Annotated in this window: 16 protein-coding genes; 1 reads left to right on the forward strand and 15 read right to left on the reverse strand. The window is 59.6% G+C overall.

Going from position 1 to position 18679, the window contains the following annotated elements; all coding sequences use genetic code 11:
* Positions 1-29 precede the first annotated feature (29 nt).
* Complete coding sequence (locus tag ACKVY0_RS05910) at positions 30-179, reverse strand: lmo0937 family membrane protein (RefSeq protein ID WP_409213866.1); 150 nt, start codon at positions 177-179, stop codon at positions 30-32.
* A 79-nt stretch (positions 180-258) separates the two neighbouring features.
* The gene (locus ACKVY0_RS05915; RefSeq protein WP_409213867.1) at positions 259-1038 is read right to left on the reverse strand and encodes a BON domain-containing protein; all 780 of its coding nucleotides are present in this window, start codon (positions 1036-1038) and stop codon (positions 259-261) included.
* Between the two features lie 102 nt (positions 1039-1140).
* On the opposite strand from ACKVY0_RS05915, the gene ACKVY0_RS05920 reads away from it, so the two are divergent.
* Positions 1141-1938: a transglutaminase domain-containing protein gene (locus ACKVY0_RS05920; protein ID WP_409213868.1), complete on the forward strand. Its 798-nt coding sequence runs from the start codon at positions 1141-1143 to the stop codon at positions 1936-1938.
* Positions 1939-2002: 64 nt separating this feature from the next.
* Here ACKVY0_RS05920 and ACKVY0_RS05925 read toward each other — a convergent pair whose 3' ends face one another.
* The 13 genes from ACKVY0_RS05925 to ACKVY0_RS05985 form a co-directional block, all read right to left on the reverse strand.
* Complete coding sequence (locus tag ACKVY0_RS05925; protein WP_409213869.1) at positions 2003-2146, reverse strand: entericidin A/B family lipoprotein; 144 nt, start codon at positions 2144-2146, stop codon at positions 2003-2005.
* Between the two features lie 36 nt (positions 2147-2182).
* Positions 2183-2386, reverse strand: coding sequence for a CsbD family protein (locus tag ACKVY0_RS05930; protein ID WP_409213870.1), 204 nt, complete (start codon positions 2384-2386; stop codon positions 2183-2185).
* A 124-nt stretch (positions 2387-2510) separates the two neighbouring features.
* Positions 2511-2711, reverse strand: a complete 201-nt coding sequence (locus ACKVY0_RS05935) for a hypothetical protein (RefSeq protein WP_409213871.1) — start codon at positions 2709-2711, stop codon at positions 2511-2513.
* 20 nt (positions 2712-2731) lie between these two features.
* Positions 2732-2947, reverse strand: coding sequence for a hypothetical protein (locus ACKVY0_RS05940; protein ID WP_409213872.1), 216 nt, complete (start codon positions 2945-2947; stop codon positions 2732-2734).
* 79 nt (positions 2948-3026) lie between these two features.
* Positions 3027-3731 (reverse strand): hypothetical protein, encoded by a 705-nt coding sequence (locus tag ACKVY0_RS05945; protein ID WP_409213873.1) that lies wholly within the window; start codon positions 3729-3731, stop codon positions 3027-3029.
* Between the two features lie 208 nt (positions 3732-3939).
* Entirely contained in the window at positions 3940-4194 is a 255-nt protein-coding gene (locus tag ACKVY0_RS05950; RefSeq protein WP_409213874.1) for a hypothetical protein, read from the reverse strand.
* A gap of 73 nt (positions 4195-4267) precedes the next feature.
* On the reverse strand, positions 4268-5062 hold the full coding sequence (locus ACKVY0_RS05955; protein WP_409213875.1) for an outer membrane lipoprotein-sorting protein: 795 nt from the start codon (positions 5060-5062) through the stop codon (positions 4268-4270).
* Positions 5063-5083: 21 nt separating this feature from the next.
* Positions 5084-6199 carry an ABC transporter permease gene (locus ACKVY0_RS05960; protein ID WP_409213876.1) on the reverse strand — a complete coding sequence of 372 codons (1116 nt, stop codon included), beginning with the start codon at positions 6197-6199 and terminating at the stop codon, positions 5084-5086.
* Position 6200: 1 nt separating this feature from the next.
* The gene (locus tag ACKVY0_RS05965; protein ID WP_409213877.1) at positions 6201-6932 is read right to left on the reverse strand and encodes an ABC transporter ATP-binding protein; all 732 of its coding nucleotides are present in this window, start codon (positions 6930-6932) and stop codon (positions 6201-6203) included.
* Positions 6933-6955: 23 nt separating this feature from the next.
* Complete coding sequence (locus ACKVY0_RS05970; RefSeq protein WP_409213878.1) at positions 6956-8527, reverse strand: esterase/lipase family protein; 1572 nt, start codon at positions 8525-8527, stop codon at positions 6956-6958.
* The gene (locus tag ACKVY0_RS05975) at positions 8524-9465 is read right to left on the reverse strand and encodes a fatty acid desaturase family protein (protein WP_409213879.1); all 942 of its coding nucleotides are present in this window, start codon (positions 9463-9465) and stop codon (positions 8524-8526) included. The genes ACKVY0_RS05970 and ACKVY0_RS05975 overlap by 4 nt, the downstream gene beginning before the upstream one ends.
* Complete coding sequence (locus tag ACKVY0_RS05980) at positions 9462-10805, reverse strand: condensation domain-containing protein (RefSeq protein ID WP_409213880.1); 1344 nt, start codon at positions 10803-10805, stop codon at positions 9462-9464. Before ACKVY0_RS05980 ends, ACKVY0_RS05975 begins: the two co-directional genes overlap by 4 nt.
* Positions 10805-18511 (reverse strand): SDR family NAD(P)-dependent oxidoreductase, encoded by a 7707-nt coding sequence (locus ACKVY0_RS05985; RefSeq protein ID WP_409213881.1) that lies wholly within the window; start codon positions 18509-18511, stop codon positions 10805-10807. Before ACKVY0_RS05985 ends, ACKVY0_RS05980 begins: the two co-directional genes overlap by 1 nt.
* Positions 18512-18679 lie beyond the last annotated feature (168 nt).

Raw genomic sequence — 18679 nt, forward strand, 5'->3', positions numbered from 1 at the left:
TGAGGGGCGGGGCATCGCAGGACGGCACTTCAGATGACGCGGCGCCCTTGAATGACGCGCAACAGGACAATGATGATGGCGATCACGAGCAGGATGTGGATGAAGCCGCCGATGGTGGTGCTGGTCACGAGTCCCAGGAGCCAAAGGATGAGGAGGACGACAGCGATGGTGGTGAGCATGAGATGAATGCCTTTCTTGGTGATGGGAAAAACCGCCGACCGATGCGTTGCCGCATCAGCAGTCAGTTTCCGGGTGGTTTTAGTTCGTGGTGACGGCGGTTTCGACGGTCATGTTATTCACGACGCTCTTCACGCCGTTGATGTCGGTCACAAGCTTGGTCACGAGATCCTTTTGAGCGGCGTTTTTGGCAGCGCCACCCACGGTGACGACGCCTTCGGTGGTCGTGACGGTGGTTTTAAAAGCGTTCGTCGAGCGATGTGTGAGCAGGGCCATCCTTACCTGGGCGGTGATGGAGGCGTCATCAATCAGCTCGGCCCAGGTTTCCTTTGGCTTCGTAGTTGTCGCCGCCACCGTCATCTCATTTTTCACGTCTTTGATGCCGGCAACATCCTTGGCGTATTCGGCGGTCAGATCTTTCTGGGCCTGGCTGGCGGCTTCACCGGTGAGTGTCACCACGCCTTCTTTCAGCTCCACCTTCGTGTTATAGGCGCTGACGCTGCGATGAAACGCGAGCGTGCTCTTCACTTTCATGTAAAGCCAGGTGTCCGAGTTTGCCGGTGGGCTGGCTTTGACTTCAATCATGTTGTTCACGCTCGTGACACCCGGCAGACCGGCGACGGTGTCCTGGGCGAGCTGTTTGTGCGAGTCTTCACTGACGTTTCCAGTCAGTGTCACAGCACCATCCTTGGACTCAGTCTTGATCGCATCATCCACAAGGAAGGTTTTGAAGACATAGGAATTCTTGGCGGCGGCTTCGATTTTGCCGTCCATTTCGGACGCGCGCAGGGGTGACTGAGCGAGCAGCATGGCTGACAGCGTCAGGCAGAGAGTGAATGCATGGGGAATGATTGGTTTCATAGGCTGCATGCTAAGGTTCATGCTGCGCCGACGCGATGGGGTGTAACCCTACTCATGCGGCAATTTCGGTTGCTCATCCGCCGTCACGAACGAAGTGCCTGCATGATTCTCGATGCCACCTGCCAGCTTGACTACCAGACCATGGAGGACGTGCCAGTCATCTTCATGCTGCGTCCGCGCAGCGGCTGGGCGCAGTGGATCATGCGCGAGGAGTTTGACATCCATCCCCAGGTGCCGGTGGTCGAGTTCACCGATGTGTATGGCAATCTCTGCCAGCGCATGGTCATGCCGCAGGGAAATTTCCATCTCTCGGTACAGTATCGCGTCCAGGTCGAGGACAGGGTGGACGAAGATCCATTCGCTCCACTGATGCTGGTGCAAAACCTGCCCACGGATCTCCTGCACTACCTGTTGCCCAGCCGCTACTGCCAGTCCGACGAGTTGTCAGCGCTCGCCACGACCCTCATCGGCAACCTGCCGTCGAACTACCAGTGCGTCGCCACGATCCGCTCCTGGATTCATCAAAACGTCCGGTATGAACTCGGTTCCAGCAACAGCCTCACCACCGCGCTGGAAACCTTGAACACCCGTCGTGGTGTCTGCCGCGATTTCGCGCATCTGGGCATCGCCTTATGCCGTGCGATCAATGTGCCTGCTCGCATGGTGGTGGGTTTTTTGCATCAGCTCAACCCAATGGACCTTCACGCTTGGTTTGAGGCATTCATCGGCGGCCGCTGGTTCACCTTTGATGCCACCGAGTCCGCGACGCGAGGCAACCGCATCGTCGTCGCCTATGGCCGCGATGCCGCCGATGTGGCGCTGGCCACGATGTTCGGCCATTTTACGATGCAGAACATGCAGGTCTCGGTCACCGAGCACCAGCCACAATTCCGGGCATAAAAAAAGCGTTGCTGCCGACCGGCCTGGTCTGACAGCAACGCCGCAACTTCAAAGCAGCGGGCGATTAACGAGCTGCGCGTTCGATGTGTCCACCTACGTGTTCGACGTCTCTGCCGAAGCCTTGAAAGGTTCTGCAACTGGTGCCAACAACGGTCCAGAGCGCGGAGGCCAGGAGAAGAATGACAAGATGTTTATGTGATGTTTTCATGTGTTTGTTTGGTGTGGATGGTTTACTGACGGGCGATTATGCGGCGAGGGCGTCGCGGTATGCTTTGATGGCGGCTTCCACTGCCTCACGAGTTTCGCCCGTGCGCTTCTGGATGCGGCCCAGCAGCTCATCCTGCTGGCCTTCGATGAACTGGAGGTCATCATCGGTGAGCTTGGCCCACTTTTGTTTGAGGTTGCCCTTGATGATGTTCCAGTCGCCTTTGATTTCGAGTGTTGTCATAGGGCTGACTCTAAGGCGGCGGCTGGCGCTGAGGCTATGGGGTGTAACCCTACTGCCGTGCGGTCAGCTTTAAAAGCACAGCGGCCTGGCTCGCGCCAGACCGCCTGCCTGGAGTGGCGCGAGGTTAGTAGGACCGCGTGGTCTGGGTTTCCACGGTGGTGGAGAGGGGCGTGCGGGTGAGCGGAGTGCTCACGGTGGTTTCTTCCGTTGTCGTGGTGGTGGTGCCGCCATGGTGGTGGCGGTCATCGTCATCATCGTAGGTCTCGCAACTGGAGAGGGACAACAGGCTGGCAGTGGCAAGGCAGGAGAGAACAAGGTTTTTCATGAGATTGGTTCTGTGGGTGGTTATTTTTTCGTTTCGGTGGTGGTGGTCGTGGTCTTCTTTTCTTCGATCGTTGCCGCAGGCGGATTGATGATGACCGTTTTGTTTTCCACCTTGTCTGGCGGGTTGATGATCGTGGTGTTCTTCTCAATCACCTTCTCGGGGGTAGAGGTGTTGACGCGGGCGTCGCAGGCGACAAGGAGCGCTGCGGCGGCAGCAAGGATGAGGTACGTTTTCATGATATGCATAGTTTTGAGGGGTGAATTGTGGCTGGGAGTGCTCCCGTGAGACACATCCTGATCGAGGTGTGACGGAGCGTTAATTGTTCCTAGTGGTGGTCGTGGTTGTTTTGGTTTCAATGACCGGGACTGCGGTGACCACGGCTGTTCTCACGATGACTTTGTTAGCCACCAGCGTGCTCCCCACCCTAGTGTAATACACCGTGACCGGGAGGCCGGACTTCACCGTGTCTCTGGCAACCGGCGTGCCAGTTTCATCCACATAGGTCGTCGTCTTGCTGTAGGTGTAACGGAGAGGGTCGGGAGACGATTCCGTCCGGATGATGATCTGCTCCGGCCCGAACTCGCTGATGATTCCTGCTGACGTGGTGGTCTGGGTGGTTGCGAGCGTGGTGACTGGGGCGCTAATCACTGTGGCAGGAATGGCGACCACTGTGAGCGGGGCGACCGGGGCTCTTTTCACCATGATCTTAGAGGCGATCAATGTGTCTCCCACCTTGGTGTAATACACGGTGACAGGCAGGCCGGACGCCACCGCCGCAGCAGTGATGGGGCTGCCGTTTTCATCCACATAATTCGTCGTCTCGCTGGAGATGTAGCGCACCGGCTGTGTGCCTGCGGCGGTCTTGATGACGATTCCCTGCGGGCCGAACTCGCTGACGGTGCCCTCGGACGTAGTGGTCGTGCTGGTTGCCTCGATGCTCTGTGCAAGAGTGATGCTGGCGGTGATGAGCGTCGCTGTAATCAGCAGTGCCCCGACGGATTTGTGGATCAGTTTTTTCATGGCCCTGACGCTAGGTGCTGCGCTGACACCACACCATGGGGTGTAACCCTACATCCAGAAGTCGATCTCGTGGGAGCTGACACCGGGACTCAAATCGAGTGCCAAATGATGATGCAGCCAACGCAAAGCGGCCCACCGTTCGCCAGACCGCATGCAGCGGGACTCGTGTCCTTCGCGAGGGTTGAGATCAAACCAGAAACAACCGAACTTATTTCCGCATCGTTACATCCATGACGTTGATGGCGCGTGGTTGTGGCAGTGGCAGCGGTTTGATCCCCGCAGTGTTCGAGCTCCCTGGCGGGTAGATAATGATCGTCATGTCTTCCAGCTGCTTTTTCTTTCTGGCTGGCGTGTTGGCGACTGTTGGGTTCGGCTCGACCGCTTTGTCTGTGATCGAGGTGTTGACGCGACCGTCGCAGGCGATCAGAAAAGCTGCGGCGGTAAGGAGAATGGGTGTTTTCATTGCCGCGATGCTATTGGATCGGCTTCTGTCCTGCTATGAGGTGTAACCCTACCGTGCATGCATCTGGCATGCTTTAGGGTGCCGAGCTTGGTGTGGTCACTTGCTTGAGGCCTTCGGGAGTGAATTCAGCGTCGGTATAAACGACACCATGTTTGAGTTTGGAGCCATCCAGTTCGGTGGTGGAGTTGGTGCGCAGGTCGCTGATCGTCAGACCGGCTGGGACGTGACGTTGGATGTCATCGGTCACGACACGCCCAGAGTCGATGCGGCGTGTGAGCTGACCTGAAGCGAGATATTTCTCGACACGCAGAGGGACGATACGACGCGTATCCACCCAGGTGCGGACGCTGGCATGGCTGGAGCGCTGACCTTTGCCGGGTTTGGATTCGAGGATCTGGCAGCTCACGCGGTCCACGACTTCAGTGCCCACAATGTTCTGATTCTCCCAGGCGAAGAAGTTTTCGAGGACATCGGCATAGGACAGATCGCTGCCAAACAGTGCGTCCTTCATCTGCGAGCTGTTGAGCGAGCGCACGGTGTTGGGCGGTATGAAGATCGAGCCGGTGGCGGATTGATTCGCGGTTTTGCGCAGGAGTACCGATTCGCCGAGACGCTCTTTGGGCCAGAGGATTTGGTAAACGACCTCGGTGACGGCTTTGGTGCGGCGTTGCTTGATCTGAAGTTGCAGCGCGACCTTGGTGGCACCCTTCACATCCATCTTCAAGCGCACAAAGGACGAGCCGTCCTGCTGCAAGGCGCTGAGTTTGGCGGCAAGGTCGGTGGCTGAAATGGTAGGCGGGGCGGTATCGGCAGCGCTGGCGGAGAATGCGACGAGTGCGAAGGAGATCAGTCTGAGAGTGGGCTTCATGAGGATGTATTTGAGTGAATGTCAGCCTTGCATGGCAAAGCCGGGGGTGAGTCGTGAACTGCGCCAGGCAGAATAGAGGCCACTGATCACGCCAACCGCGACGGCGATGGCCACGGAGATGACCATGAGGCCGATGCTGAGGTCCGGCTCCAGCATGCCGCGGATCGAGGGCAGTTGCTCCATCAGCTTCACGCCAGCGGTGCCGAAGATCACGCCAGTGATGCCGCCGAGCAGGCCAAGCAAGGCCGACTCCCACAAGACCATGCGGATGATGCGAGCACGCTTCCAGCCGATGGCGAGCAGGATGCAGATCTCCTGCTTTCGCTCAAAGACGGTCATGAGCATCGTGTTCATGACACCGAGCACACCGACGATCACCGCGAGCAACGAAGTTCCCCAGCTCATGGCGCTGATGAAGCGATACGCCTGGCTGCTGCCAAGATGCTCGCCCGCCACCATGGCGCGGGCTTCCGGGACGACCGCGTTGATCTGCGCGCATAGTTTTTTCACCTCGTCTTCACTCATGCCGGGTGTGGCGCGAAGATCGATGACGTTGATCTTGCCTTCATTCCCCGAGATTTCCTGAAACAACGGCAGCGACAGGATCACCGAGCCGTTTTCCACCAAGGCACCGCCATCCACGATGCCCACCACGGACAATTCTTTGGCTTCGAGCTGAATTTGATCGCCGACTTTCTTCTTGAGAACCTCTGCCGCCGTCCGGCCTAGCACGACGGCGGGTTCCATGGCATCCTTGGGCATTCGCCCGGAGACGATCTTGAGGTTCTGCCACGAGAAGCCGCCCCACTCGCGCGAGGAAACAACCATCATCGAAGAATCCTCAATGCTCGTCAGATCCACGAAAATGGCGCAGGTGGCGGCAACATTGGGCAGGCTGGCGATGTGATCGCGCACGGCGATGCCAAAGGCCTTCGGCGTGAGCGTGCTGCCCATGTTGGTGACCACGATATCCGTGCCACGCGATTTCATGCCGGTCGCCCAGCTTTGCTCAAAACCCCGCGAAATGCCGACCAGCGCGACGACGGCCGCGATGCCGATGGAGATGCCCACGAGCGTGAGTCCGGTGCGCACGGGACGTCGCAGCAGGCCGCGCACGATGATGGTGAAAAAAGTCATGTCAGGGTGCGGTGGGAGTTGTTTCGAGGTCGGACACGATCAGACCGTCCTTCATCTGAATCGTCCGTGATGCCATGCGCGCGATGTTCAGATCGTGCGTCACCAGCACCAAGGTCATGTCCTGCTCACGCCGGAGCCGGATGATGAGTTCCAGGATGTGCTTCGTGTTTTCACTGTCGAGATTGCCCGTGGGTTCGTCAGCGAGGAGCACCGAGGGGCCGTTGGCGAGGCTGCGGGCGATGGCGACGCGCTGCCGTTCGCCACCGGAGAGCTTGGCAGGAAAATGATCGAGGCGATGCTCCAATCCAACGGACTTGAGCAGTTCAATGGCCCGGTCTTTCCGATCAGCGGCCGTCATCTCCGTTTCAAACATCGGGATCTGCACATTTTCCAGAGCGGTGAACGTCGGCAGCAGATGAAATGCCTGAAAAATGAAGCCGATCTCACGGGCACGGTAGGCCGAGGGATCTGGCAGATCAGGAAGTGAACTGCCACGATATTGCAGGATGCCCCCGCTAGGCACATCAAGCAGTCCCAGCATCTGCAGCAGCGTCGTCTTGCCACAACCGCTCGGCCCAATGACAGCCACAAAATCGCCATGGGTGATACGAAAATCCACACCACGCAGCGCCTGCACGCGCCCGTCATCGAATTCTTTTTTGAGCCCTTTGGCCTCAAACACACAGTCGTGGGTCGCGCAAAAGCCAGACAAGGGCACAGCGGTGTCCTTCATGTTTGAATGGGAGTGTTGGCTGCTCATGGGGTAGCTTTCAGGATTTTCATCACCGCCTGCACGGTTCCAGGTTTCTCCAGGCAGCCGTGTGGATAGGGCACGATCGTTTCTGAAACCGTTCCATTCAGATGCGAACTCCAGTAGGGCACGAGGCCATCGCTACCATGACGAAAATCAGCCATATGACGCGTGGCGATGATGGAATGAAACGGCACACGCACCGGGTGCTTCGACAGCGCAATAAAGTAAGGGTGCTTGGTGGTGAGATTCTGGACGCCGTCCACGCCCCAGGACTGAAACGTGCGCAAGGTGGGGTGAATGTAGGCAGGTGGCAGCGCCGTGAGCGCCTTCAATCGTTCGCGAGTTGTCTTTGGCACGAATAGAATGATCCGCACCAGTGTGCGCAGAAAATTGTTATCGGCGAGCACGCTGCCCTGATGCGGTGTGCTGATAAACACGACGGTGCTCACATCAATCTGGCGCTTGAAGAACAAAGCTCCCTTCACCATGCGTTGCGTTTTGGCATCGAGCTGACTTGCCGTTTTGGCTGGCGAGGCGGTGAAAAACGCACGCCAGAAGTCCTCAGCGGAATCAATCACTTGCATGCGTGCCAGCAAGCCGCCCATGCTGTGCCCAACGAGCACCATGCGGCCATAGCCGGCATTATGATGATCAGGATCGAGTTGATAGCGCGAGCGCTTGAGCAGTTCGCGAAGACGTGCGGCCGAGGCCGGGATCGGCAGCTTGGTGGGATAGATGAAGCACACCGGCTGATAGCGATGGCGCAGCTCAGGGTCGGCATACAGTTCGTTGACCGCGTTTTTCCAAACACTCGGCCCTGAGCGCATGCCATGCACGAACACGACCGGCACCTTGGTCTTGTCGTAGCGGTTGAGGAAAAACAACTGCGACTCATCCTCGCCAGAAGCCGAAGGGGACAGTCTGTGCGGTCCATTTGCGTCGAGACTGGCATCCGTCAGCGAGGCTTGCAGCGCGGCGGTGAGATTCTGCGCCAGCGGCTGAGAATGCTTGCCCACCGACACTGCTGACACTGCCAGCGGGTTGTAAAAGCGCAGCCTCGCCTCGGCGGAATGTCCTGGAACATTGGCCGGAAACTCCAATACCGCAGTGGCGGGCAGGTATTCACCGTGCGGAGGATGAAACGGCTGCTTCACACGACGCGGCTCATCCTGTGCCAGCACCACTGGCACGCCAAGTCCGCTACGTTCGACCACACGATCAAATCCGTGCAACTTCACGTCGGCAGCAGGCTGGCAATGCGCGAATTCCGACAATGCCAGTGTCTTTGATGAACTTTGTCGTGCGGGAGCATCGAACGTCAGCCGCCATGGCCGCGCTCCACTCAGTAGAATGTCTTTGCCCCATGCCGCAGTGCCTTCCTTGGCACGGAGGGACTGCACCACTTTGGCCACAATGCGATCATACTTCTTCAAAGCTTTCTGCGCAGTCGCCGTGCCCGGTTTTTCCTGCTGCAGCACCTGCCACGCCTGGTGAGCTTGCTCCAAACTGGCGTTGCGCAGCCCTTGGCAGGCCGGAAGCACGCTGGCAAAGATAACGATGAATAATCGCTTCATGACGGTTTGGCCGAAGTGTGCCATTGCGCACCCACGCGTGGATCCGCAAGGCAGCGGAGCACATCCAGCATGGCATGTCGATAGCTCGGGAAAGGCGGTCGCTCATCAGGGGTTGTCGGCAGCAGCTCCGCCGCGCGCTGGGGCAGTTCCGCGTGCGACAGGCCCACATGCAGATGATGCACGCCATGATAAGGCTCATGCAGCAGTGTGAAGGAAACAATTCTCCCCAGCCATCCTTCCGAGATGATATGGCGCGTCGCGCTATTCACCGTGCTGCCGGTCAAACCAACGTGTTCAACGTATTTGCGCCAGCTTTGCAGGTTCGCCGCCAGATAAGCCGGAGCCAGATACATCCACAAAAAATAATGCCACACCTGCCAGTACGAGACGGCGGTGATAATCCCGATCCATACGACGATCATCAGTGCCAGCTCTTTCCAGATGCGCCGCCGCACCTTCTTGCTTCGAATCGGCGAACCGGCACGCAGGAACGATCGCAGAAACAAAAACGGCGTGAACAACAGCCCGACGGTGAGTTCGAGGACCGCCGCGAGAATCCTGGCCCAACGCGGCGTTTGCGTGAAGACAAACGGCCAGAGTTCTTCATCACGCTCCGTGGCGAAGTAGGCGTGATGCGTTTGGTGCGCTGCCCGATACAGGCTGAAGCTCATGAAGCTGAAGATGCCCAAAAGCACACCATCGAACTCGTTGAAGCGCCGATTCCGCCTGAGCAGACCGTGAGTCGCCTCATGAAAGCCAACCGCCGCCCCATGCATGAGATGACTGGCCAGCAGCACCAGCGGCACAGCCCACCAGAGCGATGCGCCGCTGCGCAAAACTGCCACCAGCGCAATTTCAGTGAACAGAAAAAGGAACACCACGATTTGGAAAGCCGAGCGGCTCACCCAATGCGGTTCGATGGTGGGTGCGGTGTTCATCGCAGCGTGGTCATGAGGGCGGCAGTCAAGATTTCGGGGGAACGGCAAACGCCTGCGAGCACGGCGAGATACAGGCGGCCCACGTTTTGAATGTCTTCGAGGGAAAACTGATTCTCCCGGAACAGCCAGGCGACCTCCATGGCATCGCCTTCCTCGTTGATCTCGCAGGCGAGATTGAAACGGGCCGTGCCCGTGCAACGCATGCGGAGCTGGAGCGACAGGCCAGGCACCGCAACATCAGGAATCGGATGGTTTTGCAGCGCGAAACGCACTTCAAAGAGCGGATTGTGTGCGGACGATGTGGGTTCACCCAAGACACGCACAAGTTCGGCAAAGGGCATGGCATTGGCGAAGGACTCCACCGTGGTCTGATGCACAGTGCGCAGACTTTCCGCGAAGGAGCGCGTGCGATCAATCTGGCCGCGCAATGGCACGATGCCGGAGCAGTAGCCCATCGTCTCGCGCACGGCCTGCGTGCTGCGATTCGCCACTGGCGTGCCGACGACGATGTCATCCGCGCCCGTCCACTTCGACAGGGTGATTTGAAACGCGGTCAAGAGCGTGCTGAACAGCGTGGCACCATTGCGGCGGGCCAGTTCACGCACGGCGCGGCCAAGTTCGGCAGAGACTTGAGTCACGCAGCGTTGCAGTGTGCCGCTGGCAGGCTTGTTCCAGAGCCGTGGCGCTCCAGCGAGATGCATTTTCCAAAAAGCGGCACGCGGCTCCAGTTCCGCAGGCTGCCAGAACGCACGTTCGGCGGCACCCCACTGGGAATAGGTGAGCGGCACGGGCGGCAGGGCAGCGTGGTTGCCTCTCACGCCCTGCATGTACGAGGCGAACAAATCCTGTACGAAGACGCCCAGCGTCCAGCCGTCGGCAATGGCATGATGAATCACCAGCACCAGCACATGGTCGTCAGCGGAGCGGCGGAACACCTCGGCGCGATAGAGCGGGCCTTGCACCAGATCGAAGGGCTGGCTGGAAATTTCGCGCGTGAGTTCTTCAATCGCTTCCGGCTGTCGTTGTGCCGATGGGAGTTCATGAAAGCGCAACGCGGGCGTGCCGGTCTTGCGAATCATCTGCATGGGCTGGTCTTTGCCGGGCAGGATCGACAGGCGCAAGACCTCCTGCCGGTCCACGACTTTTTGCAGCGCGGCTTCACTGCCTTGTGGTGTCAGCAGCCCGCGCACTTGAATCAGGGCGCAGATGTTGTTCGACACATCGGCGGCGGGCATGGGTGATGCCTCCCACAACTCGCGCTGGGGGAAGCTCAACGGCTGGAGGCGGATCTCGCCGCTTGCCAGCCATTGTTTCAGACGTGCTCGATTGTCTTGGGACATCAGGCTTGAGTTTCCAGCACCCGTTGTTTGCCAACCGGCACCTCAACATCATCGAGCAGCCGGTCGATCTCCTCATCGGTGAGCGCTTCCAGGTCCACATCATCCGTTGGGACCGGTTCTGCGGGCAATGCAGGCGCTTTAGGCGCAGATGCCGCCGCGCCACCCATGTGTTCGGCGATCAATGTTGCGATCTGACCGATGGTGCGTGCACGCATCAGGCTGGCGGGCGGCAGGGCAACACCGATGGAGCTTTCAATCGAGTTCTCGATCTCGACAGCCATCAAAGAATCAAGGCCCAAGTCGGTGAGTGGCTGATCGAAACGCAAACCCTCGGGTTTGACGCGCAGCACCGAGCCCACGACATCGCGCACGGCCTGGCCGATGACTTCAGTGCGATCCGCAGGTGCGGCGGACTCGATCTTGAGCCGCCAGTCGCTTTTCGCACCGCTGGCTTCCGGTGCATCGACGCCTGCGGCGTAAATGCGCTCCAGCAGCGGACTTTCCTGGCTGCCACGGAATGACTGCCGCCATTTCGACCAATCCACTCTCAGCGCCATGGCCTGCGTGGCTCCGGCATTGAGGAAGAACTCCATGAGGAAGACCACTTCCCGCGGTGACAGCGGCGTGGTGCCTTGTCGTGCAAGATATTCGGCCACCCGTTCATTGCGGGCCACATAACCTTCACCGCCGAGCGCGCCCCAATTGATCACCAACGCTGGCAGCCCCATGGCCGCGCGATGATGCGCGAGTGAATCGAGGAAGGCGTTCGCCGAGGCGTAATTGGCCTGCGCTGAGTTGCCAAAGATGCTCGAGACGGACGAGAACATCACGAAGCAGTCCAAGCTCATGCTCAGCGTGCCTTCATGCAGCAGCCATGCGCCGTGCGCCTTCGGTGCCAGCACCGTGCGCATCCGTTCGCGTGTCAGCGCCGCCATCGGCGCATCATCAATCGCCATCGCCAGATGAAACACGCCTTTGAGCGGAATCTTGGTCGCCGCGATGTCCGTCAGCAGCCGCTTGATGTCTGCCGGTGCTCCGGCATCTGCCAGTGTCACCTGCACGTCCACGCCGCGTGCGCGCAGCTTCACCAGGAAAGCTTCTGCTGCGGGTGTGGTGGGTCCGTTGCGACTGGTGAGCACGAGATGTTTCGCGCCGCAGTCTGCCAGCCATTCGGCCACCACTTTGCCGAAGCCGCCGAACGCGCCCGTGATCAAGTAACAGCCATCTGGCTTAACTTCAAAAGCAGGAGTCAACGGCTCGCCGCGTCGCGCGACAAACGGTTCGGGGAAGGACACGATCACTTTGCCCGTGTGTTTGCCCTGCGCCATCAACCGGAATGCTACGTCAATACGGCAGGCCGGGAACGAGCGGAACGGCAGCGGATGCAGCGCTTTCTGTTCGACCAGCACGGCAATCTTTTCCAAGAGCTGGCGGGTTTGATCTTCATCGCCGCTGAAGATCGCGTCCATCGCGACCACATGGAACGACGCGTTCTTCCGCAGGTGCCACAGCGGGATGCGGCTGTTCTGATAGATGTCGCGTTTGCCGATCTCGATGAAGCGACCGGACTGAGCGAGGCACGAGAGACCCATCGGGATGGCTTCGGCGGCGAGTGCGTTCAGCACCACATCCACGCCTTTGCCGTTCGTGAGTTCCATGACCGCTTCCGCAAAGTCAGCGCGACGCGAGTCGATGACATGCTTCACGCCAAGGACGGTCAACAGCGCGCGCTTGGCCGGACTGCCGGCACTGGCGATGACTTCAGCGCCTAGGTGATGCGCAATTTGAATCGCCGCCATGCCCACACCGCCTGCACCGGCGTGAACCAGGACACGTTCGCCCGCTTTCAAGTTCGCCGCTGTCTTCAGCGCATACCAGGAGGTCATGAAGACCACCGGCAGTGTTGCCGCTTCTTCAAACGACAGACCCGCAGGGATGACACGCACATCGCCAGCCCGTGCCATCGAATACGTCGCGAGTCCGAATACGGCGAGACCAAAGACACGGTCGCCCGGCTTCACATGGGTGACACCATTGCCGACAGCTTTGATGATCCCGGCCACTTCATCGCCAAAAACGCGCGCATCGGCCGTTTCGGCGGGATAAAGCGCCAGCGCCTTGAGCACATCGCGGAAATTCATGCCTGCGGCCTTTACTTCGATGACCACTTCACCCGCACCACATGGCGGCAGAGAGAATGGCACCAAGCGTAGCGCGTCGAGCAGGCCACGTTCGCGGGATTCAAGCCGCAGCGGCACGGCGGGATCAAGCAACTGCTCACGCGACTGCAATCCGCGATTGATGCGCCGCACGTAACGAGCTTCACCTCGGAACGCGATCTCACGTTCGGCGTCTTCCTGCAGCAGCTCGTTCCAGAGCATGCCGTTGTCAGCAGCGGATGCCGCAGGCGGCAGATCAATGCCACGGCAGGTGTAATGGCTGTGCTCATTGGCAATCACGCGCATCAAGCCGATGGCAGGCCCTTGGGCCAACGCCACCATGTTGTTCCGCCCAACCGCCTGCGCGCCACGTGTCACCACATCAATGCGCAGCTTTGCCGCTGGATTGAGGAGTTCGAGCGCCTGCGTCAGATGAAACAAACCATCGGTGCCCAGCATCGCGGCGTCCTTGCCTGCGCCGGGTTCGGTTTCGTCCAGACTCCACAGGAAGACAAAACGTTCCGGTACATCGTCCGCGCATGATTGCAGCAGTTGCTGCCAGTCTTCGAGGGACTCGGCACGCAGAGCAAAGGCGTCGGTGCCTTCCGGCTCGAAAGGATTGCCACGATGAGCGACACGGCAGCGCACACCGCTTGCACGGAGCTGCACGGCGAGCTGATCGCCAAGACCGCCCGCATCCGCCAGCACGAGCCAGGATTTCTCCACCGGTGCATCGACCAACGGCGCTGCCATGATGACGGGCGCTATCCATGGCTTGCGCGCCATGAGACCGATGAGGCTTTCGCCGCCTTGTGAGCGGATCAGGCCGGACAACGATGCCGTCTCGTTAAAACCCGATTCGAGCAGCAGTTTTTGCCATTGCGAGCGTTCCAGCAACGGATGGTTTGGACGCAGATCGCGATCGGTGAAACGCCACCAGCCGCTGGTGAGGCCGAAGACGGCGTTCAACCACAAATGCGGTGTGGCGACATCGACGAACATCAAACTGCCACCAGGGGCCAGCAGATCGTTGATGTGGCGCAGTGCCACGCGCACATCGCTCACGGCATGAATCACGTTGGTGCCGAGAATGATGTCGAAGGAGCCGAGTTCGAACTCTTGTTCATTGCCCGGTTTCTCCAGATCGAAGGTTTTGAATTCAACTTCGGGGAAAGCCGCGAGTTTTTGCCGTGCAGCCGGAAAGAACGCGGCGGAGACATCGCTGAACACATAGGAATGCTGTCCGCGCTCGATCAGCGGCAGCACTTGGGACGCGAGTCCGCCGGTGCCTGCACCGATTTCCAGAATGCGCAGTCCGCGCCCTTCAGGAAGCTGGCTGGCGGCTTCTGCGACCGCCGCCGCGATGGCAGCGAGCCAGGGACTCGTGACGAGGCCGTCGCCGTAGAATTGATCGAGCAAATCGGCACCACCGCTGGTGAACAAGACCTGCACGGCCTCTTTTTCACCGCGCATGATGGGACCGAGATCGGCACACGTTGCGCCGCAGAGCAGCGCTTCGGGCAGATGGCCTGGATATTTCGCAATACAGGTGCTCAGCAGGCTTGCTGCGGAGTCCGCGGCCTGGATGAACGCTGGTGTGGTCCGGTAGCCAGCACCGTCGCGGACGAGCAGTTTTTGCAGCGCCAGATTGTCGGCCAGTTGCACGAATGACCGCTGCATGGAGTCGGCGATGCCAAGCGATTTTGCCGTGAAGCTGCCTTCCGCACCCATGACGCGCAAACCGCTCGCGACTTGCGCTGCGGTCAGTTCATCACCAGCGGCACTGGCGGCATCAAGGTTGTTCCGACCGCGCAGTTCGAGCACTTCATTGAGCGCATGCTGCGCGACGTCATGCAGGCGGCTCAAAACCACCGGTGCTGGTGACGTAGGCCGTGACCCGAGCGAACGTTTTTCCCACGCGACGTGGTAGGTCACATCGCGGCCTTTGCCAGTTTTGCCAGAGCGGCGTGCGCCTTCGACGCTGATGGCGCGGAAGCCATCAATGCGCACGCAAGGGCGGCCTGCCTCGTCATACAAGTCGATGCCGCCTTCGACAAATTCATCGTTGGCCTGCCTCACACCGGCACGCACCAAGCTGGATGCGCCAGGCGAACGCAGAAACAAGATGCGCGAAAAGCGCACGGGCAGTCGCAGACCGGCGGTGCGGCCTTCAACCGTCGCAGCACCGGCGGAGAAAATTTGCAGCGCGCCATCAAAGAGCACGGGATGCAGCGGATACTCGCCCGCACGATGCGCAATCGTCTCAGACAACGACACGCGACCCGCTGACTTGCCAGCGCCTGCCGACAGTTCGCGAATGGGCCGGAACTCTGCGCCGTAACGCAGTCCCATGTCGCTCATGTGGCCGTAGAAGGTGTCGAGACCGACATTGGGTAAAGCAGATGTCTCCCAAGTCGAGGTGGCGAAGGATGATTCAGTGCGCTCGCCGCGCATGGAGCCGACAACATGTGTGGACCATGAAGCGCCGCTTTCAAACCGGCTCTGAATGGTGAACGTGCGTTCCGTGAGATCATAAGTCAGCTCCAGCAGCAGCCCGGAAGGCGGATCTGGCAGGATGAGCGGCTTGCGGATTTCAAAATCTTCCACGACGAACGGCTTGCCCTCGAACAACTGCACGCCTGCCTCAATCACCATCTCCACAAAGCCTGCGGCGGGAAAGATGATGAGGTTTTCGACCTGATGGTCCTTCAGGAAAGCCATGTGGCGGCCATCGAGCCGCGTGATCCATGTTGGCGTGGCGCGTGACAGCCGGATGTCGAGCAAACCACGACCGCCAGGGGCCAGACGACCTTCGCGCATTTCGGCGGATTCATTCCACCAGCGGCTTTTGTCCCATGCATAGGCCGGCAGATCCAGATTCCGCCGTGAGGGCGTCAGTGCTTTGAAGTCGAGCACCACGCCAGCGAGATGGAGGTCCATCGCGGTTTCCAGCAGCGACTCATGTTCGCGTTCGCGACGCGTTGAGGCCAGAATGGTGGTCTTGGCACCACTTTCGGCGAGGCATTCCTGAATCGAGCGCACCAGTGCGGGATGCGCGCCAATTTCTAGCCAGGCATCGACGCCGAACTCCTTCAACGCACCAATCGCTGAAGCAAATTCCACGGGCTGCCGCACACCACTCGACCAGTGACTCGAATCGCAAGCAGCACCGTTGAGACGCTTGCCGGTGACTGTGCTGAAGCATGGCATGGTTTCAGCCTGTGGCTTCAGATCGCTCAGCGCTGCCTTCAAGGCATCCGCAGCGGGTTGCATCATCGCATGATGGAAGGGATGACTCACTTGCAGGAATCGGGCGAAGATGCCCTTCGCTTCCAACTCGGCGGCGATGACCTCCAATGAAGTCTTCAAGCCTGACAACGTGAGCGAACGCGGGCCGTTGAACGCGGCGATGCTCACGGTGCGGTCATGCTTGGCAATGACCGCCAGGGCTTCATCCGCGCTCATGCCAACGGCAAGCATGGTGCCGCCCGCCGCCGAGCATTCATCCATGAAACGTCCACGCAGGACGATGATCTTGGCCGCCTGTTCCAGAGTGATGATGCCAGCGACACATGCTGCGGCGACTTCGCCAACACTGTGACCGACAACAGCGGCAGGCTGTACGCCCCACGATTGCCACAGTGCAGCAAGACCCATCTGCATGGCAAAGATTGCCGGTTGCGAGACTTCCGTGCGCTGCATCTTCGATTCGGCCTCAGGACGGTTCAGTTCATCCATCAGTGAGAACTTTGCCCATGGTTTCATGGCCTTGTCACAGGCCTCGATCATGCGTTTGAAGACCGGCTCATGCTGCATGAGTTCGCGGCCCATGCCCTGCCACTGCGGTCCCTGGCCGCTCATGACGAAGACGACGCGTGCCGCTGCCTCACGGCGTGGTGTGAAAGCGGTGCGCATGCGCGGACCCGGCTGTCCCGTGGAGAAAGCACTGAGTTCCTGCACCATCTCGCCAATCGTGCGCGCTGTGAGTGCTAGGCGATGCGAGTGATGATTGCGCCGTGCTCCCAGCATGTAAGTGAGGTCCGGGAGCAGCGGCGAACTGCCATTCAACTTCGAATGGTCATCTAGCCAGATGCTCAACTGCCACGCTGAGGCACGCAGCGCCTCCTCCGAACGTGCGGAAAGCATCAAGGGCCAGGCGCGGTCCGCAGCAGGTGCCGCGTGCGAGATCGGCGGACACACCGGTGCCTCTGTCAGGATGACGTGCGCATTGGCACCGCCAAAGCCGAATGAATTGATGCCGGCCATGCGGCGGCCAAGCGTTCCTGGAAAAGGTTCCGAGGTGGTGGGCACGCGGAGCTTCAGCGCGGTGAAGTCAATGTGCGGGCTGGGCGTGGTAAAATGCAGACTTGCGGGAATCCGGCCATGCTTGAGCACCAGCGCCGCCTTGACCAGTCCGGCCACACCTGATGCGGTTTCCAAGTGACCGAGATTCGTTTTTACCGAGCCGATGATGAGCGGTTCATCCGCTTTCCGGTCTGCGCAGAGCGCTTCAGCAAGAGCGTGAGCTTCAATGGGATCACCCACCGCCGTGCCAGTGCCATGCGCTTCGACGTAGCCGATTTCCGATGGTTTGACGCCAGCGTCCACGCATGCATCACGCACCAGCCGTGCCTGGGCTTCAGGGCTTGGCAGCGAGATGCCATTGGTGTGGCCATCCTGATTCACCGATGACCCAAGGATCACCGCATGGATCGGATCGCCATCAGCGATGGCATCGGAGAGTTTTTTCATCAGCACCATGCCCGCGCCTTCGCCGCGCACGAACCCATTGGCTGCGGCATCGAAGGCCTTGCATTTGCCTTCGGGTGAGAGCATGCCGGATTGAGAAAAGCCGATGAAGCCGTCAGGTGAGATCATCACCGTCACGCCGCCGGCCATCGCTGATTTGCAGCGCCCTGCCAGAATGTGCTCACAGGCCACATGCACCGCTGTCAGCGCGGAAGAACACGCGGTGTCCATCGCGAGGCTCGGGCCGGTCAGATTCAGGCAGTAGGAAATGCGGTTCGCCGCGATGCTGTGTGCGCTACCGGTGGGCGTGTGTGCGCTGATGCCTGCGCGATCCGTGGCGGTGTGCTGCAAGCCCTGGTAATCATTGTGCGAAATGCCGACGAAGACGCCAACATCCGTGCCTTGGTCGAGATCGAGGACCATGCCAGCATCTTCAATCGCCTCCCAGGCCGTTTCGAGCAGCAGCCGTTGCTGCGGATCAATGTAAGGCGCCTCGCGTGGCGAGATGCCAAAGAACTGCGGGTCAAACTGATCGATGTTGTCGAGAAAGCCGCCACGCTTGGCGATGGTTTTGCCCACCAGTCCTGGCTCCGCATCATAGAAGCGCTCCACATTCCAGCGATCCGCCGGCACATCACCCACCGCCTCACGACCTTCTTCGAGCAGCTTCCAGAACGACTCCACATCCTTCACGCCACCAGGGAAGCGACAGCCGATCCCGATGATGGCAATACCCTCCTTGTTTGAAATGGGCAGTGCAGGCGAAGGAGGCGGAGCGGAGTGTTCGAGGGTGGGCATGTTTGATAAGGAAAAGAGTTCACGGCCCCGCTGCATGAAGCCGTCTTGCCGCTGGTCCACAGCGGTTGTGCCTCTCATTACCTGATGCCCCGCTGCATCGCTATGGGGTGAAACCCTACCTATGGAGATAATGATTGCTTGTTGGTCTCAAATGGAACGATAACAGGC

Origin of the sequence: Prosthecobacter sp. (assembly GCF_046154365.1) — a bacterium.
Classification (GTDB): Bacteria; Verrucomicrobiota; Verrucomicrobiia; order Verrucomicrobiales; family Verrucomicrobiaceae; genus Prosthecobacter.

Coding starts and splice junctions, on each gene's coding strand:
- ACKVY0_RS05910 (WP_409213866.1), bottom strand. CDS start 179: ATGCTCACCACCATCGCTGTCGTCCTCCTCATCCTTTGGCTCCTGGGA.
- ACKVY0_RS05915 (WP_409213867.1), bottom strand. CDS start 1,038: ATGAAACCAATCATTCCCCATGCATTCACTCTCTGCCTGACGCTGTCA.
- ACKVY0_RS05920 (WP_409213868.1), top strand. CDS start 1,141: ATGATTCTCGATGCCACCTGCCAGCTTGACTACCAGACCATGGAGGAC.
- ACKVY0_RS05925 (WP_409213869.1), bottom strand. CDS start 2,146: ATGAAAACATCACATAAACATCTTGTCATTCTTCTCCTGGCCTCCGCG.
- ACKVY0_RS05930 (WP_409213870.1), bottom strand. CDS start 2,386: ATGACAACACTCGAAATCAAAGGCGACTGGAACATCATCAAGGGCAAC.
- ACKVY0_RS05935 (WP_409213871.1), bottom strand. CDS start 2,711: ATGAAAAACCTTGTTCTCTCCTGCCTTGCCACTGCCAGCCTGTTGTCC.
- ACKVY0_RS05940 (WP_409213872.1), bottom strand. CDS start 2,947: ATGAAAACGTACCTCATCCTTGCTGCCGCCGCAGCGCTCCTTGTCGCC.
- ACKVY0_RS05945 (WP_409213873.1), bottom strand. CDS start 3,731: ATGAAAAAACTGATCCACAAATCCGTCGGGGCACTGCTGATTACAGCG.
- ACKVY0_RS05950 (WP_409213874.1), bottom strand. CDS start 4,194: ATGAAAACACCCATTCTCCTTACCGCCGCAGCTTTTCTGATCGCCTGC.
- ACKVY0_RS05955 (WP_409213875.1), bottom strand. CDS start 5,062: ATGAAGCCCACTCTCAGACTGATCTCCTTCGCACTCGTCGCATTCTCC.
- ACKVY0_RS05960 (WP_409213876.1), bottom strand. CDS start 6,199: ATGACTTTTTTCACCATCATCGTGCGCGGCCTGCTGCGACGTCCCGTG.
- ACKVY0_RS05965 (WP_409213877.1), bottom strand. CDS start 6,932: ATGAAGGACACCGCTGTGCCCTTGTCTGGCTTTTGCGCGACCCACGAC.
- ACKVY0_RS05970 (WP_409213878.1), bottom strand. CDS start 8,527: ATGAAGCGATTATTCATCGTTATCTTTGCCAGCGTGCTTCCGGCCTGC.
- ACKVY0_RS05975 (WP_409213879.1), bottom strand. CDS start 9,465: ATGAACACCGCACCCACCATCGAACCGCATTGGGTGAGCCGCTCGGCT.
- ACKVY0_RS05980 (WP_409213880.1), bottom strand. CDS start 10,805: ATGTCCCAAGACAATCGAGCACGTCTGAAACAATGGCTGGCAAGCGGC.
- ACKVY0_RS05985 (WP_409213881.1), bottom strand. CDS start 18,511: ATGCCCACCCTCGAACACTCCGCTCCGCCTCCTTCGCCTGCACTGCCC.